This is a genomic window from Pseudomonas sp. W15Feb9B (genome assembly GCF_000828175.1).
GTDB classification, from domain to species: Bacteria; Pseudomonadota; Gammaproteobacteria; order Pseudomonadales; family Pseudomonadaceae; genus Aquipseudomonas; species Aquipseudomonas parakoreensis.
On the sequence record NZ_JTKF01000066.1, the window covers coordinates 1 to 26,497 of the forward strand.

Sequence of the window (26,497 nt, forward strand, 5' to 3'; positions counted from 1 at the left end):
AACCGTTAATTTCAGTTTTCTTTCAACAACTTACAGATCGGTTAAAAAACGCACAAATCCACCTATATATAAGCAGGAAACAGCCTTCTTCTATATAGAAGCGATACTCAAAGCACTCCATCAGCCTTGAGTGCCTCTACCGCGCCAGCGCCCAGACCCAACACCCGCTGCAAAACCTCCAACGTATGCTCGCCCAATAAAGGAGGCGCGCGACGGTATTCGACAGGCGTTTGCGACAGCCGGATCGGACTCGCCACCTGCGGGACCATTCCTGCCAGGGCATGCGGCAGCTCTATCGCCAACCCACGTGCTTTCACCTGCGGATCGTCAAACACTTGGGACAGATCATTGATCGGCCCACACGGCACCCCCGCCTGCTCCAACTGCGCCACCCATTCGGCGGTGGTCTTGAATACCGTTGCCTGACGAATCAGCGGAATCAACACCGCGCGGTTAGCCACCCGCAGCTTATTAGTCGCGAAACGCGGATCGTCCGCCCACTGCGGCTGCCCAGCCACCTCGGCGAACTTGCGGAACTGGCCGTCATTGCCAACGGTAAGAATGAAATCACCATCAGCCGTGGGGAAGTCCTGATAAGGCACGATGTTCGGATGCGCATTGCCCAGACGCTTGGGCGCATTGCCCGTAGTCAGGTAATTCATCGCCTGATTGGCCAGACAGGCGACCTGCACATCCAGCAAAGCCATATCGATGTGTTGCCCGCCACCATCGTGATCACGATGAGCCAGCGCTGCCAGAATCGCCACGGTCGAATACAAACCAGTAAGGATGTCCGTCAGCGCCACACCCACCTTCACCGGCCCGGCGCCTTCATCACCTTCAGGGCGACCGGTCAGGCTCATCAGCCCGCCCAGCCCCTGGATCATGAAGTCATAACCGGCGCGCTTGGCATACGGCCCGGTTTGACCGAAGCCGGTGATCGAGCAATAGATCAGGTCCGGATTGATCGCCTTCAGCGATTCGTAGTCCAGCCCATAGGCGGCCAGCCCCCCGACCTTGAAGTTCTCGATGAGAATGTCCGACTTCGCCGCCAGCTCCCGCACGAGGCTCTGACCTTCAGGCCGAGTGAAGTCGATCGTCACCGATTGCTTGTTGCGGTTGGCCGACAAGTAGTAAGCCGCCTCGCTGGTATTTTCCCCGTATGCGTCCTTGAGGAAGGGCGGCCCCCAGGCGCGCGTGTCATCGCCATTGCCTGGGCGCTCGACCTTGATCACCTCGGCGCCAAGGTCAGCAAGTATCTGCCCGGCCCACGGCCCGGCCAGCACGCGCGATAAATCCAGTACCCGCAGATGCGACAGCGCGCCCATGGTCGCTCTCCTGTTAATAGAACGCCTGCAGACCGGTTTGCGCGCGCCCCAGGATCAGCGCGTGAACGTCGTGAGTACCTTCATAGGTATTCACCACTTCCAGGTTGACCAGGTGACGGGCCACACCGAACTCGTCGGAAATACCGTTGCCCCCCAACATGTCACGGGCCATCCGGGCAATATCCAGCGACTTGCCGCAGGAGTTGCGCTTCATGATCGAGGTGATTTCGACCGCCGCAGTACCTTCATCCTTCATGCGCCCCAGACGCAGGCAACCTTGCAGTGCCAAGGTGATCTCGGTCTGCATGTCGGCCAGCTTCTTCTGGATCAGCTGAGTCGCGGCCAATGGACGACCGAACTGCTGACGATCAAGGGTGTACTGGCGAGCGGTGTGCCAGCAGAATTCGGCAGCGCCCAACGCGCCCCAGGAGATGCCGTAGCGCGCCGAGTTGAGGCAAGTGAACGGACCTTTCAAACCACGCACGTCGGGGAAGATGTTCTCTTCCGGTACGAAAACGTTGTCCATGACAATTTCGCCGGTGATTGATGCGCGCAGGCCAACCTTGCCGTGAATCGCCGGTGCGCTCAGGCCCTTCCAGCCTTTCTCCAGGACAAAGCCACGGATGTCGCCGGCATCGTCTTTGGCCCAGACTACAAATACGTCGGCGATCGGGCTGTTGGTGATCCACATCTTGGCGCCGGTCAGGCTGTAACCGCCGTCGACTTTGCGCGCACGGGTGATCATCGCACCCGGATCGGAACCGTGGTTGGGTTCGGTCAGACCGAAGCAGCCGATCCATTCGCCGGACGCCAGTTTCGGCAGGTATTTCTGTTTCTGCGCTTCAGTGCCGAATTCGTTGATTGGCACCATCACCAGCGAGGACTGTACGCTCATCATCGAACGGTAGCCGGAGTCGACGCGCTCCACTTCACGTGCAATCAGACCGTAGCTGACGTAGTTCAAACCGCTGCCACCGTATTGCTCAGGGATCGTCGCGCCGAGCAGGCCGACTTCGCCCATTTCGCGAAAGATCGCCGGGTCGGTTTTCTCATGGCGGAACGCTTCGAGGACACGTGGCGCCAGGCTTTGCTGAGCAAACTGGGCGGCAGTGTCGCGAATCATGCGCTCTTCTTCGGTGAGCTGTTGATCCAGCAGCAGGGGATCGATCCAGTTGAAGCTAGCTTTACCGCCCATGAGTGTGTCCTCGTAAATCGGTGAATTAACGTGGCATTGATCCTAGGCCCGGTTCGCCAGCGCGGCAAACGAGGATTTCGCATCCTGTTGTGCTAATTTCTCACTCCGAAACGTCGCTGAATGCCTTTTATGCGGCGCATTAGTGAGGTTGATGTACATGCGCAGGAAGATCCCCAGCACCACAGCCCTGATTAGCTTCGAAGCCGCCGCTCGCCACGAAAGCTTTACCAAGGCCGCCGAAGAACTTTCCCTCACCCAAGGCGCCATTTGCCGACAGATTGCCAGCCTTGAGGAGTTCCTCAGTGTGGAACTGTTCCGACGCTCGCGACGCGGTGTGAAGCTGACGGAAGCGGGGCTGTCCTACAGCCGTCGGGTGGCCACGCAACTCGATGCCGTCGAGCGCGACACGCTCTCGGTCATGGGCCAACAGGGCACCAACGTGATCGAACTGGCAGTGGTGCCCACTTTCGGCACGCAATGGCTGCTGCCGCGGCTCAAGGATTTCCAGCTCAAGCACCCGGAAGTGACGGTTAACCTGACCAACCGCACCCGTCCGTTCCTGTTTGCCGACACCGATTTCGACGCAGCGATCTACTTCGGAGACGCCGATTGGTCGGGTACCGAGTCCCACAGACTGATGGGCGAAAATCCGATGCCAGTGTGCAGCCCAGCCCTACTCGGCAATAGAACGCATCTGACGGCTGACGAGATCGCCGAGCTGCCGTTGCTGCAACAAACCACTCGCCCTTATGCCTGGCGCCAATGGTTTAACTCACAGCAGTTGAACATCCCCCGCGACATGACAGGCCCACGCTACGAGCTATTCTCCATGCTGGCCCAGGCGGCCATGCACGACATGGGGATCGCACTGATTCCGCCGTTCCTGATTCAACGCGAACTGGCCGAGAAACGCTTGGTGATCGCCAACCCGGATGCACTCTCCAGCATCAAGGCGTATTACCTGATGATTCCGGAGCGCAAGGTCGAATCGGCGTCACTCAAGGCATTTCGCGATTGGCTGGTCAATCAGGCAAACAGCTACAGCCTAGAAGGATAAAGGCTTACAACAATTACTAACCCGGTAGTCAGGAAATTCAAAGCCCTACAGATATAAGTATTTGTCGCAAAATCGCAGACTGTATCCGAAAGTCGTACAGACGTCCCACAAGCGCCTGTGGACGTGGCTTTGAGCCTCTATTGGCGACTCATTACGTCCTATTCACGCCGCCGATGAGAATTTTTTTCAGATTCAGCCAGAATCCTTGCAAGGCACGGCCTGCAAGGGATTCAACTGGCCATCTGCGACATTCGGTCACGGGATGACTTGTAGTTAATTTTCCGTCACCCGTCATAATCCCTTGAAGGGCATAAAGTTCGCCTGCAAAATGCCGCGCCCCGCCCTGATTTGGCGGGATCGTGCTGATCGGCCGCCCCAGTCGCACCATCCGCAGTGCCTGGGTTTACTCAATAAGATCACGCAGGAGATTTGACGTGCACATTGGTGTTCCTCTCGAAACCCAGACCGGTGAAACACGGGTTGCTGCAACCCCGGAAACCATTAAAAAGCTGATCAGCCAAGGTCATAAGGTCACTGTGCAAACCGGCGCTGGCGTCAAAGCCAGCGTTGTCGACAGTGCCTATGAAGCGGCGGGCGCAACCATTGGCAGTGCCAGCGATGCGTTCGGTGCCGAGCTGATTCTCAAAGTAGTCGCCCCCAGCGACACCGAACTGGCGCTGATCAAGCGCGGCACGGTGCTGGTTGGCATGCTCAACCCCTTCAATAACGAAACCATCGCCAAGATGGCCGAGTGCGGGATTACTGCGTTCGCCCTCGAAGCGGCGCCGCGCACCTCTCGCGCACAGAGTCTCGATGTGCTGTCGTCGCAGGCGAACATTGCCGGCTACAAGGCAGTGCTGCTGGCCGCGCACTACTATCCGCGCTTCATGCCGATGCTGATGACCGCTGCGGGCACCGTGAAAGCGGCGCGCGTGCTGATTCTGGGTGCCGGCGTGGCCGGGTTGCAGGCGATTGCCACGGCGAAACGTCTGGGTGCGGTAATCGAAGCGTCTGACGTGCGTCCGGCGGTGAAGGAACAGATCGAATCCCTCGGCGCCAAGTTCGTTGACGTCCCTTACGAAACTGACGAAGAGCGCGAATGCGCGGTCGGTGTCGGCGGTTACGCGCGGCCAATGCCGGCAAGCTGGATGCAGCGTCAGGCCCAGGCTGTGCACGAGCGCGCCAAGCAGGCCGACATCGTCATCACCACCGCACTGATCCCGGGCCGCAAGGCGCCGACACTGTTGAGCGCAGACACCGTGGCGCAGATGAAGCCGGGCTCGGTGGTCATCGACCTCGCGGCAGCCCAGGGCGGCAACTGCCCGCTGACCGTCGCCGATCAAGTGGTGGTCGAGAACGGCGTGACCATCGTCGGCCCGACCAACCTCGCCGGTGAAGTCGCCGCAGATGCTTCGGCGCTGTACGCCCGCAACCTGCTGGACTTCCTCAAGCTGGTGTTCACCAAAGAAGGCCAGTTCGACGTCAACCTCGAAGACGACATCGTCGCCGCGTGCCTGATGTGCCGCGACGGCCAAGTCATCCGCAAAAACGCCTAAGCAGGGATTCAGACGATGGAAGAGCTTATCTCCCCCGGTATCTACAACCTGATCATCTTCGTGCTGGCGATTTATGTCGGTTACCACGTGGTCTGGAACGTTACACCTGCGCTGCACACGCCGTTAATGGCGGTGACCAATGCCATTTCGGCAATCGTGATCGTCGGCGCCATGCTCGCTGCTGCGCTGACCGTCACGCCGCTGGGCAAGACCATGGGCACCCTCGCCGTGGCACTGGCGGCAGTCAATGTGTTCGGTGGCTTTCTGGTCACCCGCCGCATGCTTGAGATGTTCAAGAAGAAAGCCCCGAAAGCAAAAGAAGAGGCGCCGAAGTAATGAGCATGAATCTCGTCACGACGCTCTACCTGATCGCGTCGATCTGCTTCATCCAGGCCCTCAAAGGCCTGTCGCACCCGACCACCTCGCGGCGCGGCAATCTGTTCGGCATGCTCGGCATGGCGCTGGCCATTCTCACCACCATCGGCCTCATCTATAAGCTGGGTGCCGAGCTGGCGACTGCCGGTATCGGCTATGTGATCGTCGGCCTGCTGATCGGCGGCACTGCCGGTTCGATCATGGCCAAGCGCGTTGAAATGACCAAGATGCCGGAGCTGGTCGCCTTCATGCACAGCATGATCGGTCTGGCGGCGGTGTTCATCGCGATTGCTGCGGTGGTTGAGCCGCAATCGCTTGGCATCGTCAAGCAACTGGGTGATTCGATCCCGGCGGGTAATCGTCTGGAACTGTTCCTCGGTGCGGCGATCGGTGCGATCACCTTCTCCGGTTCGGTGATCGCCTTCGGCAAACTGTCGGGCAAGTACAAGTTCCGCCTGTTTCAGGGTGCACCGGTACAGTTCAGCGGTCAGCACAAGCTGAACGCAGTTCTGGGCCTGGCGACGCTGGTGCTCGGCGTGACCTTCATGCTCACCGGTAACCTCGCCGCGTTCGCGCTGATGCTGGCGCTGGCGTTCGTGATGGGCGTGCTGATCATCATCCCGATCGGCGGTGCCGACATGCCGGTGGTGGTGTCGATGCTCAACAGCTATTCGGGCTGGGCGGCAGCAGGTATCGGGTTTTCGCTGAACAACTCGATGCTGATCATCGCCGGCTCGCTGGTGGGTTCGAGCGGCGCAATCCTCTCGTACATCATGTGCAAGGCGATGAACCGTTCCTTCTTTAATGTACTGCTCGGTGGTTTCGGTAATACGGCCGACGCAGGACCCGCCGGTGCGAAAGAAGCCCGTCCGGTGAAGTCCGGTTCGGCGGATGACGCGACCTTCCTGCTGACCAACGCCGACACCGTGATCATCGTCCCGGGCTATGGTCTGGCGGTGGCCCGCGCGCAGCATGCGCTGAAAGAGCTGACCGAGAAGCTGACCCACCGTGGCGTGACCGTGAAGTACGCGATCCACCCGGTGGCCGGTCGTATGCCGGGGCACATGAACGTCCTGCTCGCCGAGGCCGAAGTGCCTTACGACCAGGTGTTCGAGATGGAAGACATCAACTCCGAGTTCGGCCAAGCCGACGTGGTGCTGGTGCTCGGCGCCAACGACGTGGTCAACCCGGCCGCCAAGAACGATCCGAAATCGCCGATTGCCGGCATGCCGATCCTCGAAGCATTCAAGGCCAAAACCGTCATCGTCAACAAACGCTCGATGGCCAGCGGCTATGCCGGTCTGGACAACGAACTGTTCTACCTGGACAAAACCATGATGGTGTTCGGCGACGCGAAGAAGGTCATCGAGGACATGGTCAAAGCGGTGGAGTAATCCTCCACCGTTGCACCGGACGCCCCGACTTGTCGGGGCGTTTTCGTTTGCGCAAAGCGTCGGACAATTTGCCGCGTTGTTGCAGATCCGGTAACGGTGTTTTACTTCAAACCCGCTAAATAGACGCCTCGTTTGCGACCTTGGTAGCGGGACAGGCGCCCGCGAAATTCACTAGACTGCGCATCCTGATACTCGCTTCCCGAGAAAATAATCCATGTACCGTGACCGTATTCGCCTGCCTTCGTTGTTGGATAAAGTGATGAGCGCCGCCGACGCCGCCGCGCTGATTGAAGACGGTATGACCGTCGGCATGAGCGGCTTCACCCGCGCCGGCGAAGCCAAAGCCGTCCCTCACGCATTGGCCGAGCGAGCCAAGGTCACGCCGCTGAAGATCAGCCTGATGACCGGCGCCAGCCTGGGCAACGACCTCGACAAACAGCTGACCGAGGCCGGCGTGCTGTCGCGACGCATGCCATTTCAGGTCGACAGCACCTTGCGCAAGGCAATCAACGCCGGCGAAGTGATGTTCATCGACCAGCACCTGTCGGAAACCGTCGAGCAACTGCGCAATCAGCAACTGAAGCTGCCGGACATCGCCGTGATCGAAGCCGTGGCCATCACCGAGCAGGGCCACATCGTGCCGACCACTTCGGTGGGCAACTCGGCAAGCTTCGCGATTTTTGCCAAACAGGTAATCGTCGAGATCAACCTGGCGCACAACGCCAACCTCGAAGGCCTGCATGACATCTATATCCCGACCTATCGCCCGACGCGCACGCCGATCCCACTGGTGAAAGTCGACGATCGCATCGGCAGCACCGCAATCCCGATCCCGCCGGAAAAGATTGTCGCCATCGTCATCACCCAGCAGGCAGATTCGCCGTCCACGGTGTCGACCCCGGATGTCGACACCAACGCCATCGCCGAGCATCTGATCACCTTCTTCAAGCAGGAAGTCGACGCCGGTCGCATGACCAACAGGCTCGGCCCGTTGCAGGCCGGGATCGGCAACATCGCCAACGCAGTGATGTGCGGCCTGATCGATTCGCCGTTCGAAGAACTGACCATGTATTCCGAAGTACTGCAGGACTCGACCTTCGACCTGATCGACGCCGGCAAGCTGAGCTTCGCTTCGGGCAGCTCGATCACGTTGTCGGAGCGGCGCAACAGCGACGTGTTCGGCAATCTGGAGAAGTACAAGGACAAACTGGTGCTGCGCCCGCAAGAGATCTCCAATCACCCGGAAGTGGTGCGTCGTCTGGGCATCATCGGCATCAACACCGCGCTGGAGTTCGACATCTACGGTAACGTCAACTCTACCCACGTCTGCGGCACACGGATGATGAACGGCATCGGTGGCTCGGGTGATTTCGCGCGCAACGCGCACCTCGCGGTGTTCGTGACCAAATCGATCGCCAAGGGCGGGGCGATTTCCAGCGTGGTGCCGATGGTCAGCCACGTCGACCACACCGAGCATGACGTCGACATCCTGGTGACCGAAATCGGTCTGGCCGACCTGCGCGGCCTGGCCCCGCGCGAACGTGCCCGGGTGATTATCGATAACTGCGTGCACCCCGATTACCGCGAGGCGCTGAATGACTACTTCACCGCCGCCTGCGCCATCGGCGGTCATACCCCGCACATCCTCCGCGAAGCGTTGAGCTGGCACATGAATCTGGAAGAAACCGGTCGCATGCTCGCGGTGTAATTCGTACAGTCAAACCGCTGATGCAAACACAGTTTGTGTCAGCGGTTTTTTAATCCCTCCCACTCGACAAAAACTGTACTGCTGTACTGGTTGTTTCCTACGGCTTTTGCCTACTCCCTCCCTCCATTTGAGCAAAAACGCACCACAAAAGTGCGGACAGGTACAGTTTGCTCAATTTTGACCCATACACCACCTATAAACAGTTAACTGGTCACTCACAATACAGTTGAACTGTATCTAGAGAGACTAGGCAAACGAGAGGATCATGGGCACCAGTTAAACCACTACCTGATCCCGCCACAAGCGGAAGGATGTCAACCATGGAACGTACACTCAGTTCCGAACTGTTCTTCGAAGACAAAGCTGCAAAATCCCAGGCTTCCCTGCCTCTGCGCGTTATCGCCAACCTGATGTTGTGGCAGCGCCGCATTTCCAGCCGCCACCAACTGGCTCGTCTGGATTCGCGTCTGCTGGCTGACGCCGGTATCAGCGAAGCACAACGCTACGAAGAGCTGAGCAAGCCGTTCTGGCGCTAAGTAGCGTCGCTGGCTCTGGTCGTTAGACCCACCGCCAGCAACCCGAATTGAACACACAAGACCCGTCGCGGGAAACCGCGACGGGTCTTGTCGTTTCAGGGTTCGAAAATGCCCGTACAGCAGAATAATCAAACTACAGGTACAGTTCTCAATAAACAAAATCTGAACCAGTACAATTTTTCATGAGTGTATCTGCTCGCCAAACTGCATCGGGCGCAGCATGTCTTTAACCCTCCTCGGTTTAAGGAAAACGCCATGAAAGGCTTACAGGATGTTTCGACAGCTTCGACTCTACCCCGCGCTCACTCGCACCTGCTGCGGCGCTTGTTTCGCCCCCTGTGGCAAGGAATGGAACGCGCCAGAACGCGGCGCCTGCTGGCTCAACTAGCCCAGCGCGACCTAGCGGATCTGGGCCTCAGCCATGCCGATCGGCTCAGAGAACTGGAGAAACCCTTCTGGCGCTAGCATTCTGCCCACTGTCCGAACCTCGCGCGCAGGCCTAATATCCACGCCAGAACGTGGCGAATCTTCTGTAACCCGCGTCTGACTCATCAGACACAAGCCACCTCTCAATACGGTTTACTATCAGGAGATACACCATGTCCCGTCTTCGCCTGCTCAGCGCTGCCGCCTTGCTGGCCGTGGCTGCCAACGCCAGCGCCTCGAGCTTCATCGTCACCACCGACGCCGTGGTTGGCGCGCTGAAGTCCTCGTCGGACGCCACGTCCGACGTCAGCTCTTCGCTGCGTGACAACAAGGTCGTGATCGCCGCGCGTGATGACGCAGCCAGCTTCGTCGCCAGCGAAGGCCAGATCCGAGGCGTCAAACTGGAAAGTGCCCTGGACCTGATCCGCCATCAGGCACCACAACTCAACGCGACCGACTTCCAACTGGCGCAAGCCATTCTGGCGATCTGATCGGACGTTGCCAGACGGGGCACGCCAGTCGTGTCCCGATGTTTCGCCACTGGCTCTGGCCCGGGCATTACGCTAGCCTTGAGATTCGCTAGCCGTTATCGAGTCCCATGCGTTTTCTGACCAACCTGCTTATTCCCTGTGCCTTGTTCAGCGCCTGCTGGGCGACCTCGGTCGATGCCTTTGATGTCTCCACGCAAAATACTGTGGTGACGGTCTGGGCCACCGGAATGGTGTCTTCCGCGCCATTCGACCGTAAACTGATCATCGCCGCTCATGATGACGCGGCGGCGTTTGTTGCCAGTGACGGTGAATTGCGCGGCGCGCAGCTCGAATCCGCCCTGCATTACTTGCGCAAATCCCGACCGAAACTTCATGTCAGCGACCTTGAACTGGCACAGGCAATTCTCGTCCAATAGTTATCTCAGTCCTTCGTTATCATTGCCCTTCCGGAGTCGTTCCATGCGTAGCCCGCTGATTGCTGCCGCCCTTGGCCTGTTTGTATTGGCCGACGTGGCCCAGGCGCACACCCTGGTAGCCACCAGTAACATCATCGTTCGTGCCTCCCAGCGCACCATCGATTTCACCTCCGATACCACCACATCGATTCGCGATTCGAAAATCATCCGCGAAGCCCATGACGATGCCGCCAGTTTTGTTGCCACCAACGGCGATATCCGTGGTGCGCACCTGGAAGCCGCCCTCAACACCTTGCGCACCCGCGTGCCGGAAGCCCGCGACGCCAGCGATCAGGTGCTTGCCGAAGCCATTCTTGCCCTGTGAAGTCACTCGGCGCCTGGCTACTGGCCGGGGCGTTGTTGCTGCTTGGCAACAGCGCCCACGCCAGCCTGCAATTGCGGCTCAAGACCGACGGTCTGAGCCCCGCCCAGCAACAGGCCAGTCAGGCGCTGCTCGATGAAGCGATGCAGAAGCTGCCGCCCAGCTTCGTCGAACAGCTGGACCGGCGCATCGACGTCGGCTGGTCCGACGACATGCCCGGCAACGCCTACGGCCAGGCGACCCTGGTTGCCGAACTCGACCTGAACCGCAAACTGCTCGCCGGCCTCACCGACGGCAGCGCGGCCAAAGAAAAGACCAATCGCCCTCACGGCACCGTGCGCCAGGAGCTGCTGGCAACCGTGTTGCACGAGCTCACCCACATTTATGACCGCGCGCGTCTGTGGCCCGCCGCCGAGCGCACGCTGATCCAACGCTGCACTCGCCGCAGCAACAGCGCCGGCCTGATCGGCATTCCCGACGAGTGTCGCGGCCAGACCGAACGCCGCTTCACCCTCAGCGATGACCCGCGCCTGCTCGACCTCGCCGGCTGGCAACAGTACGTCGGGCGGCGCGGCGAGCGTGAACAGCACAACCGCCAGGTGGCCCGCAGCCCGGATCTGTACGAGATTTCCAGTCCGAAAGAGTTTGTCGCGGTCAACATGGAGTATTTCCTCCTCGACCCGAGCTACGCCTGCCGACGTCCTGCGCTCTATCGCTACTACAAGGAGCGCTTCGGCTGGGCACCACCGGCCAGGGACACCTGCAGCAACACCTTCGCCTTCCTCAATGCCGGCAACGACTTCGCCAAACAACCGCTGGGGCAAGTCGATCCGGAGCGGGTGTATGCCGTCGACTACTTGCTGGCCGAAGCCAACCAGAACTGGGTCAGCCGCTGGGGCCACAGCATGCTGCGACTGGTGATCTGCGCGCCGGGTCGACCACGGGGCCCGGATTGCCGGCTCGACCTCGACCAGCATCTGGTGCTGTCTTACCGCGCCTTTGTCGGTGACGTGCAGCTGTCGAGCTGGGACGGACTGGTCGGCAAGTACCCGTCACGGCTGTTCGTGCTGCCGCTGGCGCAGGTCATCGACGAATACACCAAGACCGAACTGCGCAGCCTCGCTTCGGTACCGCTGAACCTGTCGCGCAAGGAAATTGAAGAGGTGGTCGAACACGCCGCCGAGATGCACTGGAGTTACGACGGCAACTACTTCTTCCTGTCCAACAACTGCGCCGTGGAAAGTCTCAAGCTGTTACGCAGCGGCAGCAACAACAAGCAATTGGTCGGTCTGGACAGCATCATGCCCAATGGCTTGCTGGAAGTATTGAAAGGTCGTGGCCTGGCCGACACCAGCGTGCTGGACGACCCCAAGGAAGCCTTGCGCCTGGGCTATCGCTTCGACTCGTTCCGCGATCGCTATCAGGCGATGTTCGATGTGTTGAAAAAGCAGCTGCCGATCAAACAGACCACCGTCGAGGACTGGCTATCGCTGTCTGCCGAAGAACGCCGGCAGTGGTTCGAGCGCGCAGACCTGCGCACCAGTGCGGCGTTGTTGCTGTTGGAACAGGCGAGTTATCGCCGCCAGTTGCTTCTGGCCCAGGATGAGGTCAAGCAACGCTACCTCGGTGCCCGGGAGCTGGAGAACGGTGGCATGGACAAGGCCAACGCCACCCTGCAGGAAATTCTCGCCAACAGCGGCTTCCTCAGCCGCCCGGCGGAACTGCTCGACAGCCGCGGTTACGGTTTGCCGCAACCGAGCGAGTTCAAGCGCCTGCAAGACGAAAGCGCCCAACGCCAGAAACAACTGCTGGCGCTGAGCGGCGATCTGGATAAGGAAGTGCGCAAGTTGCTGGAACCCAAGCGAGCGGCCGAGATTGCCGCCAGCGAAGCCAACGTGAAGCAGATCGGCGAGCACCTGCGCAAACTGCACAAGGCCTCCGGCGGACTGGAGTTGCCCTGAGACAGAAGGCTGGAATTGAATCTTGTGGCGAGGGAGCTTGCTCCCGCTCGGCTGCGCAGCAGTCGCAAATTGGCTGAATGCCGAATTTTCAGGGCCGCTCCGCGCCCCATCGGGAGCAAGCTCCCTCGCCACAGATGATCGTGTCAGATCAGTACAAAACACCGTCCAGAATTTCGTAAACGATTCCGGTACCCACCGCGATCAGCACAATGTCCCCACCGGCCCGGCGCCACTCATAACCCGGATACACCGGCAGACGGCTCAGCGCCCGCCCGTCCAGCCGCTCGCCGTAGTAACCGTGCGGCAACGGCCGACCACGCTCCAGATGAATGCCCGGCGGCGGCGGTGCACCGCGCACGAAATAGCCGTGATTGTCGCGAATGGTCTGGCGTACCGGGCCGAAGTCGTGTGGCGGGCCGCCACGGTGGTCGTTCTGCGGGCCACGGTGATCGTCACCACGGTTATCGTAGTGGCCCTGCTGCGGGCCGCCGTGGTCATGATCATCGCGTGGATCGGCGCTGGCCAGCAGCGGCGTCGCGCTGAGCATCAGCACGCCCAGTCCGGCAATCAGACGTTTCGGCATTTTCATCAAGTGTTCCTCACTGCACCAACAGCAAAAAGGGATTCAGAACGTGGTTCTGAATCCCTCGGTCTTGCTCAATTAGGCCGTGATGTGAGGCGCTAATTCCTCTGTATCAGGAACTTTACCTTCAGTTGACGCGGGCCTGACGCACGCCTTCGGACAGCGCCTTGCACAGACCCAGCACACCATCGACAGCCTGGGCCGGCGTGGTCGCATTGGCGATGTGATCGATCAGTGCCGACCCCACCACCACCCCGTCCGCCAGGCGGGCGATGGACGCTGCTTGCTCAGGAGTACGGATACCGAAGCCGATGCTGATCGGCAGGTCGGTATGCCGACGCAGACGAGCCACGGCTTCTTCGACATGCTCCAGAGTCGCGGCACCGGCACCGGTCACACCGGCCACCGACACGTAGTAGACGAAGCCCGAACTGCCATTGAGCACTTTCGGCAGACGCGCATCGTCCGTGGTCGGGGTGGTCAGGCGGATGAAGTCCAGACCGGCAACCTGCGCCGGATCGCACAGCTCGGCGTTGTGCTCCGGCGGCATGTCGACCACGATCAGACCATCGACACCCGCTTCCTTGGCATCAGCGATAAAGCGCTCAACGCCATACATGTGGATCGGGTTGAAATAGCCCATCAGCACCAGCGGCGTGTCGCTGTTGCCTTCGCGGAACTCACGCACCATCTGCAGGGTTTTCGCCAGATTCTGCCTGGAGCCCAAGGCACGGATGTTCGCCAGTTGAATCGCCGGACCGTCGGCCATCGGATCGGTGAACGGCATGCCCAGCTCGATCACGTCGGCGCCAGCGCCCGGCAGGCCTTTGAGGATCGCCAGCGAGGTGTCGTAGTCCGGATCACCGGCGGTGACGAAGGTCACCAGCGCGGCGCGATTCTGTTGCTTGAGGTCGGCAAAACGGGTTTGCAGGCGGCTCATCAGTGTTTCTCCTGCTTGGACTGTTCCATGTGATGCATCACGGTCTGCATGTCTTTGTCGCCACGGCCGGACAGGTTGACCACCATCAGGTGATCCTTCGGCAGTTTCGGCGCGCGTTTGAACACTTCAGCCAACGCATGAGCGCTTTCCAGTGCCGGGATGATGCCTTCGAGGCGGCAGCACTGGTGGAACGCAGCGAGGGCTTCGTCGTCGGTGACCGAGGTGTACTGAACGCGGCCGATGTCATGCAACCAGGCGTGCTCAGGGCCAATGCCCGGATAATCGAGACCGGCGGAAATCGAGTGGGCGTCGATGATCTGGCCATCGTCGTCCTGCAGCAGGAAGGTACGGTTACCGTGCAGCACACCCGGCACGCCGCCATTGAGGCTGGCCGCATGCTTGCCGGTTTCGATGCCGTAACCGGCCGCTTCGACGCCGATGATTTCGACGCTTTGATCATCGAGGAACGGGTGGAACAGGCCCATGGCGTTGGAGCCGCCGCCGATGCACGCCACCAGACTGTCCGGCAGACGACCTTCCTGAGCTTGCAGCTGCTCGCGGGTCTCCTTGCCGATCACCGCCTGGAAGTCGCGCACCATGGCTGGATACGGGTGCGGGCCGGCCACGGTGCCGATCAGGTAGAAGGTGCTGTCGACGTTGGTCACCCAGTCACGCAGCGCTTCGTTCATCGCGTCTTTCAGGGTGCCGGTACCGGCTACCACCGGGATCACTTCGGCGCCCAGCAGCTTCATGCGGAACACGTTGGCCTGCTGCCGCTCGATGTCCGTGGTGCCCATGTAGATCACGCAATCCAGACCGAAACGTGCGGCCACGGTGGCCGTCGCCACGCCGTGCATGCCAGCGCCGGTCTCGGCGATGATGCGTTTCTTGCCCATGCGCCGCGCCAGCAGGATCTGGCCGATGCAGTTGTTGATCTTGTGCGCGCCGGTGTGGTTCAGCTCCTCGCGCTTGAGGTAGATCTTCGCGCCGCCGCAGAACTCGGTCAGACGCTCGGCGAAGTACAGCGGGCTCGGACGACCGACATAGTCACGCTGGAAGTAGGCCAGCTCTTCCTTGAACGCCGGATCTTCCTTGGCCGCCTCGTATTCGCGGGCCAGATCGAGGATCAACGGCATCAGGGTTTCCGCCACGTAGCGGCCGCCGAACGCACCGAACAGGCCGTTATCGTCAGGGCCGCTGCGCAGGTTGGAGGTGTTCGAAGTCTGGGTCATGATGTGCTCCAGGTGAATTCGGGTCAGAAGACAATGACGCCACTCTACCCCTGACCTTCCAGGCTGAAAACCGATAAGATCGCCACAACCTGTCAGAAAAACTCACAGATATCATGAGCCATGACCTTCCCCCGCTGAATGCCTTGCGCGCATTCGAAGCTACCGCCCGACTGAACAGCGTCAGTCAGGCGGCCGAGCAGCTGCACGTCACTCACGGCGCAGTCAGCCGGCAGCTCAAAGTGCTCGAAGCGCATCTGGGCGTGAGCCTGTTCGTCAAGGATGGTCGCGGCTTGAAACTCACAGATGCCGGAGCTCGTCTGCGAGACGCCAGCGGCGAGGCCTTTGATCGCTTGCGCAGTGTGTGTGCCGAGCTGACCCAGAGCACCGCTGACGCGCCGTTCGTGCTTGGCTGCTCGGGAAGCCTGTTGGCGCGCTGGTTCATTCCACGCCTGGGCCGGCTGAATGCCGACCTGCCAGACTTGCGTCTGCACCTGTCGGCTGGCGAAGGTGATCTCGATCCACGGCGCCCAGGTCTCGATGCCTTGCTGCTCTTCGCCGAGCCGCCATGGCCGGCAGACATGCAGGTCTACGAACTGGCCGCAGAACGTATCGGCCCGGTGCTGAGCCCGCTGTTCAGTGGCTACCAACGCCTGCAGGCAGCGCCGGCGTCAGCCTTGCTCAGCGAGCCGCTGCTGCACACCACATCGCGTCCGCAAGCCTGGCCGAGTTGGGCACAGCAAAATCACCTCGACGCCAAGGCGTTGAAGTTGGGGCAAGGTTTTGAGCATTTGTATTATCTGCTGGAAGCCGCAGTGGCCGGACTTGGCGTGGCAATCGCGCCCGAGCCGCTGGTGGCCGAAGACTTGAAGGCCGGTCGCCTGGTTGCACCGTGGGGCTTCTGCAAAACCCCGGCGCAACTGGCGTTGTGGCTACCCAAGCGCGCCGCAGACGGGCGCGCCCGGCAACTGGCGCAATGGCTCAAGAACGAGCTGCGCCAGACGGATCACTCGCCGCGCTTGAACAGCAGGTAAGCGGCCAGCAGACCGATTGCACCGACGGCCACACCGGCAGTGGTCCAAGGATGTTCCTGAGCGTAATCGCGGGTGGCGATGCCGGTCTCGCGGGTTTTGACTTTGACTTCTTCATAGGCATCGCTGAGCAGGCTGCGCGAATGTTTCAGCGCGCTTTCAGCGTTGCTCTTGAGCGCCTTGAGGGTCTTGCGCGACTCGTCGGACGCGTCGTCCTTCAGGCTTTCCAACGATTTGAGCAGACTCTCGATCTCGGCTTCCATGCTTTGCAACGAGGCTTTACGTAAAGAGGTGTTGGCCATGGTGGCTCTCCTGCATTGGTGATGAGTGGCGTGTGTTGGTTGGGACTTCAGCGGTTTGAGAAAGTGCAGAAAATCTGAACTTCGCTTACATCGAGCCGCCGAAATCAACAGTGCAGATTCACTGCTAGTCTCAAATCCACACGTCAAGGAGATCGCCATGAGTGACCATCACACCTACAAGAAAGTCGAGCTGGTCGGCTCGTCCACCAGCAGCATCGAAGACGCCATCAACAACGCGCTGGCCGAAGCCAACAAGAGCATCAAGCATCTGGAGTGGTTTGAAGTGGTCGAGACGCGTGGCCACATCAAGGACGGCAAGGCTGCGCATTTCCAGGTAACCCTCAAAGTCGGCTTCCGCATTGCCAGCAGCTGAGTTTGGGCTACGCTTCTGAACTTGCGCGCTGGCCGAGTGCCATAGGAATGGCAAAGCGCTACAAGGTGAGCGCATCGGCAGAGCCGGTGCCCGCCTCTTTTAATCCGACCAGGGAGTGCGACCGATGAAGAAGTTCATTTTGGCAGTAGGTTTGTTGAGCCTTGCGGGTGGCGCGTTTGCTGCTGGCAAGCCTTGTGAAGAGTTGAAAAGCGAAATTGCGGCGAAGCTGGATGCCAAGCACGTTTCCGGGTATTCACTGGAGGTTGTCGACAAGGGTGCGGCCGCTGACGGCAAAGTCGTCGGCACCTGTGAAGGCGGCGCCAAGGAAATCGTCTACAAACGCGGTTGATCGCGCCTGAAATGCAAAAGCCGACGCGAAGGCGTCGGCTTTTTTGTGGGCGATGATTTACATGCAGGAGCTGCGGCACGCTGCGATCTTTTGATCGTGGCTTTGAAAAATCAGATCAAAAGATCGCAGCCTCGTTTCACTCCACAGCTCCTACAGGGGTCCGCGTTATCCTTTCATGACCTGCGCCAGCAGTTCGTAGGAATGCAGGCGATCGGCGTGTTCATACAGGTCGCAGGTGAAAATCAGCTCGTCGGCCTGAGTCTGCTCGACCAGCACTTCCAGTTTCGCGCGAAACTTCTGCGGGCTGCCAACCATCGCCAGGCCGAGGAAATCCCCCACCGCCTCGCGCTCATGGGGCAGCCACAGGCCGTCCATGGTTTTCACCGGTGGACGCTGCACCAGACTCTGCCCACGCATCAGCGCCAGAATTCGCTGATACACCGAGGTCGCCAAGTAATCGGCCTGTTCATCGGTATCCGCCGCCACCAGCGGTACCCCGAGCATCACGTACGGTTTATCGAGCACCGCCGAGGGCTTGAAGTGGTTGCGATAGACGCGAATCGCCTCATGCATGAACCGTGGAGCGAAGTGCGAGGCGAAGGCGTACGGCAAGCCGCGCTCACCGGCCAGTTGCGCACTGAACAGGCTGGAACCTAGCAGCCAGATCGGCACATTGGTGCCGGTGCCGGGCATGGCGATCACCCGTTGATCCGGAGTGCGCGGGCCGAGGAAGCGCGCCAGCTCGGCGACGTCTTCCGGGAAATCGTCGGCACTGCCGGAGCGTTCGCGGCGCAGAGCGCGGGCCGTCATCTGGTCGGACCCGGGCGCGCGGCCCAGCCCCAGATCGATGCGTCCCGGGTACAGGCTTTCAAGAGTGCCGAACTGCTCGGCGATCACCAGCGGTGCGTGGTTGGGCAGCATTACCCCGCCAGAGCCTACGCGGATCGTCGAAGTCCCCCCGGCCAGATAACCCAGCAGCACCGAGGTGGCGGAGCTGGCGATGCCGTCCATGTTGTGGTGCTCGGCCACCCAGAAGCGGGTGTAGCCGAATTTCTCGACGTGCTGCGCCAGATCCAGCGAGTTGCGCAGCGATTGCGCCGGGCTACCGTTCTCGCGCACCGGCACCAGATCGAGGGTGGAAAACTTTACGTCGGACAGTTGCTTCATAAACCTGCGTCTCCGAGTGGGGTGCAGGTTTTTTCTTGCGAACGAAAACCTGCCGAATTCATAAGCGTGTTCTGTGCAATGAGGGCATATACCCGAGTTTCAATAGCTGAGGGAAAAATCCTACTAAAAAAGTCAACGATTCACCTGAGCTGAACTTTGTCCCGGCGTCTATCCTCAGAAGCCTTGCAAGCAAAAACCACGACGGCGCGGCGTTTCGCGCCAGATCTTGAGGAGGCAGACATGGCTATCGTGAAGAAAGCATCCGCGCATTGGGCAGGCGATCTGAAAACCGGCATCGGCTCGATCTCTACCGAGACCGGCGTCCTCAGAGAAGCGCCTTACGGCTTCAAGGCCCGCTTCGAGGGCGGTAAGGGCACCAACCCGGAAGAACTGATCGGCGCCGCGCATGCCGGCTGTTTTTCCATGGCATTTTCGATGATTCTCGGTGATGCGGGTCTGAAGGCCGAGAGCATCGATACTCAGGCAGAGGTCACACTGGACCAAGTGGATGGCGGCTTTGCTATCACTGCAGTCAAACTGATTCTCAAGGCGAAAATCCCGGGGGCGACTCAGGCGCAGTTTGAAGAACTGAGCACCAAGGCGAAGGAAGGGTGCCCGGTATCCAAGGTATTGAATGCGAAGATTACCCTTGAGGCTTCGCTGGTCAGCTGATTTGCGCAGGCTTCGACAAAGGCGTTGATGGCACTGACGCCTTCGCGGGCAAGCCCGCTCCCACAGGATTTGGGTCGGCCCCTAACCTGTGGGAGCGGGCTTGCCCGCGAAGGCGATTTGAATAGCACCGCAATTGCTGAAGATGTGAGCGACATCAGAACCTGCGCTGCAAGAATATGGTCGAATAAGTGACAGCAGCTTCAGCGCACGCCCGTGCGCGCTGCCCCATGGAGCTTCAGGATATGAAACGTATTGGCTTGGCGATCCTCTGCAGTGCATTGGCCACAACGGTTCTTGCCGCACCGAAAGACTGTGAAGAACTCAGAAAAGAAATCGAAGTAAAGATCCAGGCGAACGCCGTGCCGTCCTACACGCTGGAAATCGTCAGCAAGGAAGAGGCCGACAAGCACGACGTGGCCATGGTCGTGGGCACCTGTGAAAACGGCAGCAAGGCAATCATTTACCAGAAGAACGACAACTGATCCGTCTCAGCTGAGGCAGTCCATGTCGTGATCCTCGGCTACGATCTCATGCTTGGCGTTGTACAGGCGGGCGCTCGGGGTGAACCCTAGCGAGCGACCTTCCAGCAGATAACGCTGGCCGGCTTCGAAATGGTCGTAGCGGATGTACAGGTAGCACAGCCGCTCGATCGGGCCGGTCATCAGCGCACCGCCGCCACCAAACACCTCGAAGTCAAACCGCACCCGCAGCTCGTGGCTACCAGGCGTGACCTGAAAGAAACGCCCATCGGTCAGCCGTTGATTGTCCAGGCGCTCGGCCATCAGCAGTTTTCCGCCGGGGGTCGGGGTCGAGAAATCGACCCAGGCCATTTGCGGATCGACCGGTGGCAGTGGCGTCTGGCAGCCGGCGATAGCGCCGACTGCGAGCAACAACATCAACTTGCGCATGATGGATGTCCAAGGATTCAGACTTCCAGCATAGCGCTGATCACGTGCGCTGACAGCCTGCCGGCGTACCTTGGCCGACCACATTGTGCTGCTCGTCATAAAGCTTCGCCCATGGCCGGAAACCGATGCTGCCAGCTTGCAGCTGATAGCGCTGACCGGCGTTGAAGTCCTTGAATTTCAAATTCAACTGGCAGTCGCGCCATAGCGGTTCGGCATCGGGGCCGATGTTGGTGGCTTCGACCGGGAATTGGTAGCGCACCTTCAGTTCGTGGCTGCCGGGCTGCACTTCGAAATAACGTTTGTCGACCGTGGCCCGGCTATCGACCTTCAGCGCTTGCAGCGCCGTGTCCTGTTGCCGGACATCGAGATCGATCCAGGCTTGCGAGGGGTCAGGGTCGGGCATTCCGAATCCGGCACATCCGGCCAGCGTCAGCAGGCCTCCTGTCAGCAACAACATGCGCATAGCGAAGCTCCAAATGGCGGGATAGTCTTGCGGGCAGACTTTCCAAAGGATTTTTATTTTGAGCAGGCCGCTTCCAAGCCATGGGTTACTTGATCGCGTTTTTCGGATTTTGTTTCCGGGTGTGATGTTTTTGTTGCTCAACGGTTGTTCCAGCGCCAGCTATTACAGCCAGTTGGCGAGCGGCCAATTGCAGTTGCTGCGCGCGCGCGAGCCAGTGGCCAAGGTGATCGCCGACCCGAGCCGCGACGCCAAGCTGCGCACGCACCTGAGCCAGTCACAGAAGGCCCGGAACTTTGCCAGCGAACACCTGCACCTGCCGGACAACCAGAGCTATCGGCTGTACGCCGACATTGGCCGGCCCTATGTGGTGTGGAACGTGTTCGCCACCCCGGAGTTTTCCCTGAAGCCGCAGAACCATTGCTTCCCGATCGCCGGTTGCGTGGCCTATCGCGGCTACTACAGCCAGAGCGCCGCGCGCGGCGAAGCGGCGATCCAGCGTCTGCAAGGCATGGATGTGTCGATTGGCGGCGTCGAGGCCTATTCGACCCTCGGCTGGTTCAATGACCCGATCCTCAATTCGATGATGGGCTGGGGCGATGAGCGTCTGGCTACGCTGATCTTTCATGAACTGGCGCATCAGCGCTTTTATGTAAAGGACGACACCGAGTTCAACGAATCCTTCGCCACATTTGTCGAGCAGGAAGGCACCCGCCAGTGGCGGGCGTTTCGTGGCCTGCCTGCGGATACCGACTCGCGGCTAAAGCAGCGTGATCAGTTCATTGAGCTGGTGCTGGAAACACGCTCACGCCTGGAAAAGCTCTACGCCCAGCCGCTACCGGCCGAGCAGATGCGCGAGCGTAAAGCGGCGGCGTTCGAGCAGTTTCGGCGCGATTACCGGGTCATGCGCGACAGCCAGTGGGCTGGGGACAAGCGTTATGACGCGTGGGTGAATCTGCCGCTGAACAATGCGCGGTTGTTGCCGTTTGGGCTGTATGACCAGTGGGTGCCGGCGTTTGCGGCGCTGTTCAGGCAGGTTGGCGGGGATTGGGAGCGGTTTTATGTTGAGGTCGAGAAGCTAGGCGGGTTACCTGTCGCGGAGCGTAAAGCGGCCTTGAAAACTTTGGCCGGATCTTGAATTGATGTCGGCTGATCCGGCCTCATCGCTGGCAAGCCAGCTCCCACATGGATTCAGGTGAACCTGCGCACACTGCTCACCTGTGGGAGCTGGCTTGCCAGCGATGGCGCTATGATCAACGCCGCAAAAACGCCTGATGCAACTCCGCCAGCGTTTCAAAGTGATAAGCCGGCGCCTCAGCGCTCAACTCTTCAAAACTGCCAAACCCATACCCCACCGCCGCCGCGTCCACGCCGTTGCTGCGCGCGCCGATCAGGTCATGTTTGCGGTCGCCGATCATCAGCGTATTGGCCGGATCCAGCCCTTCTTCAGCGATCAGATGCGCAATCAGCTCGACCTTGTTGGTCCGCGTGCCATCCAGCTCACTGCCGTAGATCACCTTGAAGTGTTTGGCGAAGTCGAAGTGCCGGGCAATTTCCCGGGCGAACTCCCACGGTTTGGAGGTCGCGATGTACAGCTGTCGCCCTTGCCCGCTCAGGGTCTCGAGCAACGGTGTGACGCCATCGAACACACGGTTTTCGTACAGGCCGGTGACTTTGAAGCGTTCGCGATAGAAATTCACCGCCTCCCAGGCCTTGGCCTCGTCGAAGCCATAGAACTGCATGAACGCCTGCAACAGCGGCGGGCCGATGAAGTGTTCGAGTTTGCTCAGGTCCGGCTCGTCGATGCCGAGTTTGCTCAAAGCGAACTGGATGGATCGGGTGATGCCCTCTCGCGGGTCGGTCAGGGTGCCATCGAGGTCGAACAGTACGGTCTGGTAATGCATGAGAAATCCTGAGCAGGTGTAGGTCGATTCAGAGCTGGTCGTAGCCTTCGGCCAGATGCAGGTCCTTGAGCTTCACGTAGTTCGCCGCGCTGTAGGTGAAGAAGGCGCGTTCCTTGTCAGTCAACGGACGGACCTGTTTCACCGGGCTGCCCACGTACAGGAAGCCGCTTTCCAGGCGCTTGCCCGGTGGTACCAGGCTGCCGGCGCCGATGATCACATCATCCTCGACCTGCGCGCCGTCCATGACAATGCTGCCCATGCCGATCAATACGCGGCTGCCAACGCTGCAGCCATGCAGCATGACCTTGTGGGCGATGGTCACGTCATCGCCGATCAGCAGCGGAAAACCGTCCGGGTTGAATGGACCGGCGTGGGTGATGTGCAACACGCAACCGTCCTGCACGCTGGTGCGCGCACCGATGCGGATGCGGTGCATGTCGCCACGGATCACGGTCAGCGGCCACACGGAGCTGTTTTCGCCGATTTCGACGTCGCCGATCACCACCGCGGAGGCGTCGACAAACGCGCCTTTACCGAGCTGCGGGGTGTGATTCTGGTACTTGCGAACGGACACGATAATTTCTCTCTCTGTCGCCGATAGCTGCGGTGAGTGCCGATTGTAATTAAGATGGGCGCATGTTTCTCCCAGCCAAGGTGCCAACCGTGAGCGTGAACAACCCTCTTCTGCAGTCCTACGACCTGCCGCCGTTCTCCACGATCCGTGCCGAACACGTGCTGCCAGCCATTGAAACGATCCTGGCCGACAACCGCGCCGCCATCGCCGAAATCCTCAAGACTCAAGTCGAGAACCCGACCTGGGCCGGCCTGGTATTGGCGATGGACGAACTCAATGATCGCCTCGGCGCTGCGTGGAGCCCGGTCAGCCACCTCAACGCCGTGTGCAACAGCGCTGAACTGCGCGAGGCCTACGAGTCGTGCCTGCCGGCCCTGAGCGCCTACTCCACCGAGATGGGTCAGAACCGCGAGCTGTTCCAGGCTTATGAAGCGCTGGCCAACAGCCCGGAAGCCGCCAATTTCGACGTGGCGCAAAAAACCATTCTGGAACACGCCCTGCGCGATTTCCGTTTGTCGGGTATCGACCTGCCGGAAGCCGAACAGAAGCGCTACGCCGAAGTGCAGAGCAAACTGTCCGAGCTGGGCAGCCGCTTCTCCAACCAGTTGCTCGACGCCACGCAAGCCTGGACCAAGCACATCACCGACGAAGCCGCCCTCGCCGGCCTGACCGACTCGGCCAAGGCGCAAATGGCCGCTGCCGCCCAGGCCAAAGGCCTTGACGGCTGGCTGATTACCCTGGAATTCCCAAGCTACTACGCGGTGATGACCTACGCCCAGGACCGTGCGCTGCGGGAAGAAGTCTACGCCGCCTACTGCACCCGTGCGTCGGATCAAGGCCCGAACGCCGGGCAGAACGACAACGGCCCGGTGATGGAAGAGATCCTCGACCTGCGTCAGGAACTGGCAAAACTCTTGGGCTTCGCCAGCTTCTCCGAGCTGAGCCTTGCCACGAAGATGGCCGAGTCCAGCGATCAGGTGCTGAGTTTCCTGCGCGACCTGGCCAAGCGCAGCAAACCGTTTGCCGCGCAGGATCTGCAGCAGCTGCGCGCCTTCGCCGCCGAACAGGGCTGCGCCGATCTGCAGAGCTGGGACAGCGGTTTCTACGGGGAAAAACTCCGCGAGCAGCGCTACAGCGTCGCTCAGGAAACCCTGCGCGCCTACTTCCCGATCGATAAAGTCCTCGGCGGCCTGTTCGCCATCGTTCAGCGTCTGTACGGCATCGAGATCGCCGAGCTGAAAGGCTTCGACACCTGGCACCCGGACGTGCGTCTGTTCGAAATCAAGGAAAACGGCCAGCACGTCGGGCGCTTCTTCTTCGACCTCTACGCCCGCGCCAACAAGCGTGGCGGCGCGTGGATGGACGGTGCCCGCGACCGTCGCCGCACCGTTGACGGCGTGCTGCAAAGCCCGGTGGCCAACCTGGTGTGCAACTTCACCCCGGCCGACAGCGGCAAGCCTGCGCTGCTGACCCATGATGAAGTGACCACCCTGTTCCACGAATTCGGCCACGGCCTGCATCACCTGCTGACCCGCGTTGATCACGCCGGTGTTTCCGGGATCAACGGCGTGGCGTGGGATGCGGTCGAGCTGCCGAGCCAGTTCATGGAAAACTGGTGTTGGGAGCCGGAAGGCCTGGCGCTGATCTCCGGTCACTACGAAACCGGCGAGCCGCTGCCACAGGATCTGCTGGAAAAAATGCTCGCGGCGAAGAACTTCCAGTCCGGGCTGATGATGGTCCGTCAGCTGGAATTCTCGCTGTTCGACTTCGAACTGCACGCCACTCACGGTGACGGCCGCAGCGTGGCGCAAGTGCTGGAAGGCGTGCGCGACGAGGTGTCGGTGATGCGTCCACCGGCGTACAACCGCTTCCCCAACAGCTTCGCGCACATCTTCGCCGGCGGTTACGCGGCCGGCTATTACAGCTACAAGTGGGCGGAAGTGCTGTCGGCGGATGCCTTCTCCAAATTCGAAGAGGATGGCGTGCTCAACGCCGAGACCGGTCGCGCCTTCCGCGAAGCGATTCTGGCGCGTGGCGGCTCGCAGGCCCCGATGGTGCTGTTCGTCGACTTCCGTGGCCGTGAGCCATCGATTGACGCACTCTTGCGCCATAGCGGCCTGAGTGAGGACGCAGCAGCATGAGTGAGGCACCTGTGATTACCAAGAAGCGCTTTATCGCCGGGGCTGTCTGCCCGGCGTGCAGCGAACCGGACAAACTGATGATGTGGAACGAGGACAGCGTGCCGCACCGCGAGTGCGTGGCCTGCGGTTACTCGGATACGCTGAACGAGCAAGGGCTGTCGGTTCCCAAGGAACTGGGCACGCGGGTCAATACCAGCGCGCTCAAGCCGGCGCCGGACAAGACGGTCCAGGCCGTGCAGTTCTTTCCGAATCCGAAGCTGAAGAAAAAGTCCGAAGACTGAGCCGGCAAATAACCCTCCACGGTGCAATGCCGTGGAGGGTGCGGCTTACTTGAGGTTGACTGACTGGAACCAGCTCTTCATCGAGCAAGTGGCAAAGGCACTGGTGCTGCAGTCGCCGTTGGCCAGCGCGGTGCGCAGTTTGTCGACATCGGCCTGCATCACGTAGCGCACGCCATCCTTGAAATGGCCGCTTTCACCAAAACCGCCCTGCGTCATTTCATTCAGGGCGTCTTCCTTGCTCCAGCCCTGCACCACGATTCGGTACATCGCCGCCATCAGGCCGGTGCGGTCGGAACCGTGTTTGCAGTGCATCAGCACCGGGCCGTTGGCTTCGGCAGCCTGAATCGCGCGCAGCGTCTTGAGCACATCGGCGTCATCGACGTGGTTGGTGCGATAAGGCAGTTGCACTTGATTGATGCCCGGCTCGGACAGCCAGCTGCTGTCGGCTTCCGGCAGGAAGTTGATCACCGTCGCCACTTTGAGATTTTTCAGCAACGGCACCGCGCCGCCATCCGGCAAGGCACTGCGGTACAGCGTTGGCGACATCTGGAACAGGTTGTACTGCACTTCCACCGGTTGCGCCCACTCCGGCGGGCGCGATGTAACAGCGGCATCAGCCTGGGCCGGCATCAAGTGCAGCAGAGCGACAAGCGACAAACACAAAACAGGAAAAAGACGCACTCGAGACATGCTGGGCTGACCGTAATCGGAATTCATCAATGAAAGGCCTCGCAGCTTCCACGTCTGACGGTCAAAGCCCTGTGAGGCTCTTGTCAAAG

The 26,497-nt window shown here is 60.3% G+C and carries 31 protein-coding genes; 19 read left to right on the plus strand and 12 right to left on the minus strand.

Going from position 1 to position 26,497, the window contains the following annotated elements; all coding sequences use genetic code 11:
* Positions 1 to 107: 107 nt before the first annotated feature.
* Together OC71_RS25815 and OC71_RS25820 are read right to left on the minus strand one after the other, a co-directional pair.
* Positions 108 to 1,328 (minus strand): CaiB/BaiF CoA-transferase family protein, encoded by a 1,221-nt coding sequence (locus tag OC71_RS25815; RefSeq protein WP_041074712.1) that lies wholly within the window; start codon positions 1,326 to 1,328, stop codon positions 108 to 110.
* A 13-nt stretch (positions 1,329 to 1,341) separates the two neighbouring features.
* Positions 1,342 to 2,523: an acyl-CoA dehydrogenase gene (locus tag OC71_RS25820; RefSeq protein ID WP_003220420.1), complete on the minus strand. Its 1,182-nt coding sequence runs from the start codon at positions 2,521 to 2,523 to the stop codon at positions 1,342 to 1,344.
* Positions 2,524 to 2,680: 157 nt separating this feature from the next.
* On the opposite strand from OC71_RS25820, the gene OC71_RS25825 reads away from it, so the two are divergent.
* The 11 genes from OC71_RS25825 to OC71_RS25875 all read left to right on the plus strand — a co-directional run bounded on the left by OC71_RS25825 (position 2,681) and on the right by OC71_RS25875 (position 12,804).
* Entirely contained in the window at positions 2,681 to 3,580 is a 900-nt protein-coding gene (locus tag OC71_RS25825; protein ID WP_041074774.1) for a LysR family transcriptional regulator, read from the plus strand.
* 434 nt (positions 3,581 to 4,014) lie between these two features.
* The gene (locus OC71_RS25830) at positions 4,015 to 5,136 is read left to right on the plus strand and encodes a Re/Si-specific NAD(P)(+) transhydrogenase subunit alpha (protein WP_041074715.1); all 1,122 of its coding nucleotides are present in this window, start codon (positions 4,015 to 4,017) and stop codon (positions 5,134 to 5,136) included.
* 15 nt (positions 5,137 to 5,151) lie between these two features.
* The gene (locus tag OC71_RS25835; RefSeq protein WP_003220416.1) at positions 5,152 to 5,472 is read left to right on the plus strand and encodes an NAD(P) transhydrogenase subunit alpha; all 321 of its coding nucleotides are present in this window, start codon (positions 5,152 to 5,154) and stop codon (positions 5,470 to 5,472) included.
* Positions 5,472 to 6,905 carry an NAD(P)(+) transhydrogenase (Re/Si-specific) subunit beta gene (locus OC71_RS25840; protein ID WP_041074718.1) on the plus strand — a complete coding sequence of 478 codons (1,434 nt, stop codon included), beginning with the start codon at positions 5,472 to 5,474 and terminating at the stop codon, positions 6,903 to 6,905. Before OC71_RS25835 ends, OC71_RS25840 begins: the two co-directional genes overlap by 1 nt.
* Positions 6,906 to 7,119: 214 nt before the next feature.
* Positions 7,120 to 8,613 carry an acetyl-CoA hydrolase/transferase family protein gene (locus tag OC71_RS25845; protein ID WP_041074719.1) on the plus strand — a complete coding sequence of 498 codons (1,494 nt, stop codon included), beginning with the start codon at positions 7,120 to 7,122 and terminating at the stop codon, positions 8,611 to 8,613.
* A 320-nt stretch (positions 8,614 to 8,933) separates the two neighbouring features.
* Entirely contained in the window at positions 8,934 to 9,149 is a 216-nt protein-coding gene (locus OC71_RS25850; RefSeq protein WP_041074721.1) for a DUF1127 domain-containing protein, read from the plus strand.
* 255 nt (positions 9,150 to 9,404) lie between these two features.
* Complete coding sequence (locus OC71_RS25855; protein ID WP_041074723.1) at positions 9,405 to 9,614, plus strand: DUF1127 domain-containing protein; 210 nt, start codon at positions 9,405 to 9,407, stop codon at positions 9,612 to 9,614.
* A gap of 134 nt (positions 9,615 to 9,748) precedes the next feature.
* Positions 9,749 to 10,066, plus strand: a complete 318-nt coding sequence (locus tag OC71_RS25860; protein WP_007962831.1) for a DUF2388 domain-containing protein — start codon at positions 9,749 to 9,751, stop codon at positions 10,064 to 10,066.
* A 107-nt stretch (positions 10,067 to 10,173) separates the two neighbouring features.
* Positions 10,174 to 10,482, plus strand: a complete 309-nt coding sequence (locus OC71_RS25865) for a DUF2388 domain-containing protein (protein ID WP_041074725.1) — start codon at positions 10,174 to 10,176, stop codon at positions 10,480 to 10,482.
* A 43-nt stretch (positions 10,483 to 10,525) separates the two neighbouring features.
* On the plus strand, positions 10,526 to 10,846 hold the full coding sequence (locus tag OC71_RS25870) for a DUF2388 domain-containing protein (protein WP_041074727.1): 321 nt from the start codon (positions 10,526 to 10,528) through the stop codon (positions 10,844 to 10,846).
* The gene (locus OC71_RS25875) at positions 10,843 to 12,804 is read left to right on the plus strand and encodes a DUF4105 domain-containing protein (protein ID WP_041074729.1); all 1,962 of its coding nucleotides are present in this window, start codon (positions 10,843 to 10,845) and stop codon (positions 12,802 to 12,804) included. The genes OC71_RS25870 and OC71_RS25875 overlap by 4 nt, the downstream gene beginning before the upstream one ends.
* A gap of 148 nt (positions 12,805 to 12,952) precedes the next feature.
* Here the strand turns inward: OC71_RS25875 and OC71_RS25880 are convergent, their stop codons facing one another.
* The 3 genes from OC71_RS25880 to trpB form a co-directional block, all read right to left on the minus strand.
* Entirely contained in the window at positions 12,953 to 13,393 is a 441-nt protein-coding gene (locus OC71_RS25880; RefSeq protein ID WP_027610197.1) for an anti-virulence regulator CigR family protein, read from the minus strand.
* Positions 13,394 to 13,514: 121 nt separating this feature from the next.
* Positions 13,515 to 14,327, minus strand: a complete 813-nt coding sequence (trpA, locus tag OC71_RS25885) for a tryptophan synthase subunit alpha (protein ID WP_041074732.1) — start codon at positions 14,325 to 14,327, stop codon at positions 13,515 to 13,517.
* Positions 14,327 to 15,559 (minus strand): tryptophan synthase subunit beta, encoded by a 1,233-nt coding sequence (trpB, locus tag OC71_RS25890; protein WP_041074734.1) that lies wholly within the window; start codon positions 15,557 to 15,559, stop codon positions 14,327 to 14,329. The genes trpA and trpB overlap by 1 nt, the downstream gene beginning before the upstream one ends.
* Positions 15,560 to 15,672: 113 nt before the next feature.
* On the opposite strand from trpB, the gene OC71_RS25895 reads away from it, so the two are divergent.
* Positions 15,673 to 16,590, plus strand: coding sequence for a LysR family transcriptional regulator (locus tag OC71_RS25895; protein WP_041074736.1), 918 nt, complete (start codon positions 15,673 to 15,675; stop codon positions 16,588 to 16,590).
* On the opposite strand, the gene OC71_RS25900 is transcribed toward OC71_RS25895, so the two are convergent.
* Positions 16,563 to 16,889, minus strand: coding sequence for a YqjD family protein (locus tag OC71_RS25900; protein ID WP_003220391.1), 327 nt, complete (start codon positions 16,887 to 16,889; stop codon positions 16,563 to 16,565). The two genes, OC71_RS25895 and OC71_RS25900, sit on opposite strands and share 28 nt — an antisense overlap.
* Positions 16,890 to 17,046: 157 nt before the next feature.
* On the opposite strand from OC71_RS25900, the gene OC71_RS25905 reads away from it, so the two are divergent.
* Positions 17,047 to 17,262, plus strand: coding sequence for a dodecin (locus OC71_RS25905; protein ID WP_027610201.1), 216 nt, complete (start codon positions 17,047 to 17,049; stop codon positions 17,260 to 17,262).
* Between the two features lie 124 nt (positions 17,263 to 17,386).
* Entirely contained in the window at positions 17,387 to 17,611 is a 225-nt protein-coding gene (locus tag OC71_RS25910) for a DUF1161 domain-containing protein (RefSeq protein WP_041074738.1), read from the plus strand.
* Positions 17,612 to 17,776: 165 nt separating this feature from the next.
* On the opposite strand, the gene OC71_RS25915 is transcribed toward OC71_RS25910, so the two are convergent.
* Entirely contained in the window at positions 17,777 to 18,778 is a 1,002-nt protein-coding gene (locus tag OC71_RS25915) for an LLM class flavin-dependent oxidoreductase (RefSeq protein WP_041074740.1), read from the minus strand.
* Positions 18,779 to 19,018: 240 nt separating this feature from the next.
* On the opposite strand from OC71_RS25915, the gene OC71_RS25920 reads away from it, so the two are divergent.
* Both OC71_RS25920 and OC71_RS25925 read left to right on the plus strand, forming a co-directional pair.
* Complete coding sequence (locus OC71_RS25920; RefSeq protein ID WP_041074742.1) at positions 19,019 to 19,450, plus strand: OsmC family protein; 432 nt, start codon at positions 19,019 to 19,021, stop codon at positions 19,448 to 19,450.
* 242 nt (positions 19,451 to 19,692) lie between these two features.
* Entirely contained in the window at positions 19,693 to 19,932 is a 240-nt protein-coding gene (locus tag OC71_RS25925; protein ID WP_007962817.1) for a DUF1161 domain-containing protein, read from the plus strand.
* A gap of 6 nt (positions 19,933 to 19,938) precedes the next feature.
* Here OC71_RS25925 and OC71_RS25930 read toward each other — a convergent pair whose 3' ends face one another.
* Both OC71_RS25930 and OC71_RS25935 read right to left on the minus strand, forming a co-directional pair.
* On the minus strand, positions 19,939 to 20,358 hold the full coding sequence (locus OC71_RS25930) for a lipoprotein (protein WP_041074745.1): 420 nt from the start codon (positions 20,356 to 20,358) through the stop codon (positions 19,939 to 19,941).
* Between the two features lie 40 nt (positions 20,359 to 20,398).
* The gene (locus OC71_RS25935) at positions 20,399 to 20,821 is read right to left on the minus strand and encodes a hypothetical protein (protein ID WP_041074747.1); all 423 of its coding nucleotides are present in this window, start codon (positions 20,819 to 20,821) and stop codon (positions 20,399 to 20,401) included.
* Positions 20,822 to 20,879: 58 nt separating this feature from the next.
* Between OC71_RS25935 and OC71_RS25940 the strand changes: the two genes are divergently transcribed.
* Positions 20,880 to 21,956, plus strand: a complete 1,077-nt coding sequence (locus tag OC71_RS25940) for an aminopeptidase (RefSeq protein ID WP_041074749.1) — start codon at positions 20,880 to 20,882, stop codon at positions 21,954 to 21,956.
* A 115-nt stretch (positions 21,957 to 22,071) separates the two neighbouring features.
* Here OC71_RS25940 and OC71_RS25945 read toward each other — a convergent pair whose 3' ends face one another.
* Positions 22,072 to 22,722: an HAD family hydrolase gene (locus OC71_RS25945; protein ID WP_041074751.1), complete on the minus strand. Its 651-nt coding sequence runs from the start codon at positions 22,720 to 22,722 to the stop codon at positions 22,072 to 22,074.
* Between the two features lie 28 nt (positions 22,723 to 22,750).
* Positions 22,751 to 23,296, minus strand: coding sequence for a gamma carbonic anhydrase family protein (locus OC71_RS25950; RefSeq protein WP_041074753.1), 546 nt, complete (start codon positions 23,294 to 23,296; stop codon positions 22,751 to 22,753).
* Positions 23,297 to 23,358: 62 nt separating this feature from the next.
* Here OC71_RS25950 and prlC point away from each other — a divergent pair, with 62 nt between their 5' ends.
* Together prlC and OC71_RS25960 are read left to right on the plus strand one after the other, a co-directional pair.
* Positions 23,359 to 25,437 (plus strand): oligopeptidase A, encoded by a 2,079-nt coding sequence (gene prlC, locus OC71_RS25955; RefSeq protein WP_174377004.1) that lies wholly within the window; start codon positions 23,359 to 23,361, stop codon positions 25,435 to 25,437.
* Positions 25,434 to 25,718 carry a YheV family putative zinc ribbon protein gene (locus OC71_RS25960; protein ID WP_007962808.1) on the plus strand — a complete coding sequence of 95 codons (285 nt, stop codon included), beginning with the start codon at positions 25,434 to 25,436 and terminating at the stop codon, positions 25,716 to 25,718. The genes prlC and OC71_RS25960 overlap by 4 nt, the downstream gene beginning before the upstream one ends.
* 45 nt (positions 25,719 to 25,763) lie before the next feature.
* On the opposite strand, the gene OC71_RS25965 is transcribed toward OC71_RS25960, so the two are convergent.
* The gene (locus tag OC71_RS25965) at positions 25,764 to 26,408 is read right to left on the minus strand and encodes a dual specificity protein phosphatase family protein (RefSeq protein WP_041074778.1); all 645 of its coding nucleotides are present in this window, start codon (positions 26,406 to 26,408) and stop codon (positions 25,764 to 25,766) included.
* Positions 26,409 to 26,497 lie beyond the last annotated feature (89 nt).

What these genes read in the sequence shown, in the direction of transcription:
- OC71_RS25855 (WP_041074723.1), top strand. Translation starts at nt 9,405, where the DNA reads ATGAAAGGCTTACAGGATGTTTCGACAGCTTCGACTCTACCCCGCGCT.
- trpA (WP_041074732.1), bottom strand. Translation starts at nt 14,327, where the DNA reads ATGAGCCGCCTGCAAACCCGTTTTGCCGACCTCAAGCAACAGAATCGC.
- trpB (WP_041074734.1), bottom strand. Translation starts at nt 15,559, where the DNA reads ATGACCCAGACTTCGAACACCTCCAACCTGCGCAGCGGCCCTGACGAT.
- OC71_RS25920 (WP_041074742.1), top strand. Translation starts at nt 19,019, where the DNA reads ATGGCTATCGTGAAGAAAGCATCCGCGCATTGGGCAGGCGATCTGAAA.
- OC71_RS25835 (WP_003220416.1), top strand. Translation starts at nt 5,152, where the DNA reads ATGGAAGAGCTTATCTCCCCCGGTATCTACAACCTGATCATCTTCGTG.
- prlC (WP_174377004.1), top strand. Translation starts at nt 23,359, where the DNA reads ATGTTTCTCCCAGCCAAGGTGCCAACCGTGAGCGTGAACAACCCTCTT.
- OC71_RS25840 (WP_041074718.1), top strand. Translation starts at nt 5,472, where the DNA reads ATGAGCATGAATCTCGTCACGACGCTCTACCTGATCGCGTCGATCTGC.
- OC71_RS25850 (WP_041074721.1), top strand. Translation starts at nt 8,934, where the DNA reads ATGGAACGTACACTCAGTTCCGAACTGTTCTTCGAAGACAAAGCTGCA.
- OC71_RS25945 (WP_041074751.1), bottom strand. Translation starts at nt 22,722, where the DNA reads ATGCATTACCAGACCGTACTGTTCGACCTCGATGGCACCCTGACCGAC.
- OC71_RS25960 (WP_007962808.1), top strand. Translation starts at nt 25,434, where the DNA reads ATGAGTGAGGCACCTGTGATTACCAAGAAGCGCTTTATCGCCGGGGCT.
- OC71_RS25925 (WP_007962817.1), top strand. Translation starts at nt 19,693, where the DNA reads ATGAAACGTATTGGCTTGGCGATCCTCTGCAGTGCATTGGCCACAACG.
- OC71_RS25910 (WP_041074738.1), top strand. Translation starts at nt 17,387, where the DNA reads ATGAAGAAGTTCATTTTGGCAGTAGGTTTGTTGAGCCTTGCGGGTGGC.
- OC71_RS25870 (WP_041074727.1), top strand. Translation starts at nt 10,526, where the DNA reads ATGCGTAGCCCGCTGATTGCTGCCGCCCTTGGCCTGTTTGTATTGGCC.
- OC71_RS25895 (WP_041074736.1), top strand. Translation starts at nt 15,673, where the DNA reads ATGAGCCATGACCTTCCCCCGCTGAATGCCTTGCGCGCATTCGAAGCT.
- OC71_RS25880 (WP_027610197.1), bottom strand. Translation starts at nt 13,393, where the DNA reads ATGAAAATGCCGAAACGTCTGATTGCCGGACTGGGCGTGCTGATGCTC.
- OC71_RS25900 (WP_003220391.1), bottom strand. Translation starts at nt 16,889, where the DNA reads ATGGCCAACACCTCTTTACGTAAAGCCTCGTTGCAAAGCATGGAAGCC.
- OC71_RS25935 (WP_041074747.1), bottom strand. Translation starts at nt 20,821, where the DNA reads ATGCGCATGTTGTTGCTGACAGGAGGCCTGCTGACGCTGGCCGGATGT.
- OC71_RS25915 (WP_041074740.1), bottom strand. Translation starts at nt 18,778, where the DNA reads ATGAAGCAACTGTCCGACGTAAAGTTTTCCACCCTCGATCTGGTGCCG.
- OC71_RS25930 (WP_041074745.1), bottom strand. Translation starts at nt 20,358, where the DNA reads ATGCGCAAGTTGATGTTGTTGCTCGCAGTCGGCGCTATCGCCGGCTGC.
- OC71_RS25815 (WP_041074712.1), bottom strand. Translation starts at nt 1,328, where the DNA reads ATGGGCGCGCTGTCGCATCTGCGGGTACTGGATTTATCGCGCGTGCTG.
- OC71_RS25905 (WP_027610201.1), top strand. Translation starts at nt 17,047, where the DNA reads ATGAGTGACCATCACACCTACAAGAAAGTCGAGCTGGTCGGCTCGTCC.
- OC71_RS25865 (WP_041074725.1), top strand. Translation starts at nt 10,174, where the DNA reads ATGCGTTTTCTGACCAACCTGCTTATTCCCTGTGCCTTGTTCAGCGCC.
- OC71_RS25860 (WP_007962831.1), top strand. Translation starts at nt 9,749, where the DNA reads ATGTCCCGTCTTCGCCTGCTCAGCGCTGCCGCCTTGCTGGCCGTGGCT.
- OC71_RS25820 (WP_003220420.1), bottom strand. Translation starts at nt 2,523, where the DNA reads ATGGGCGGTAAAGCTAGCTTCAACTGGATCGATCCCCTGCTGCTGGAT.
- OC71_RS25965 (WP_041074778.1), bottom strand. Translation starts at nt 26,408, where the DNA reads ATGTCTCGAGTGCGTCTTTTTCCTGTTTTGTGTTTGTCGCTTGTCGCT.
- OC71_RS25845 (WP_041074719.1), top strand. Translation starts at nt 7,120, where the DNA reads ATGTACCGTGACCGTATTCGCCTGCCTTCGTTGTTGGATAAAGTGATG.
- OC71_RS25825 (WP_041074774.1), top strand. Translation starts at nt 2,681, where the DNA reads ATGCGCAGGAAGATCCCCAGCACCACAGCCCTGATTAGCTTCGAAGCC.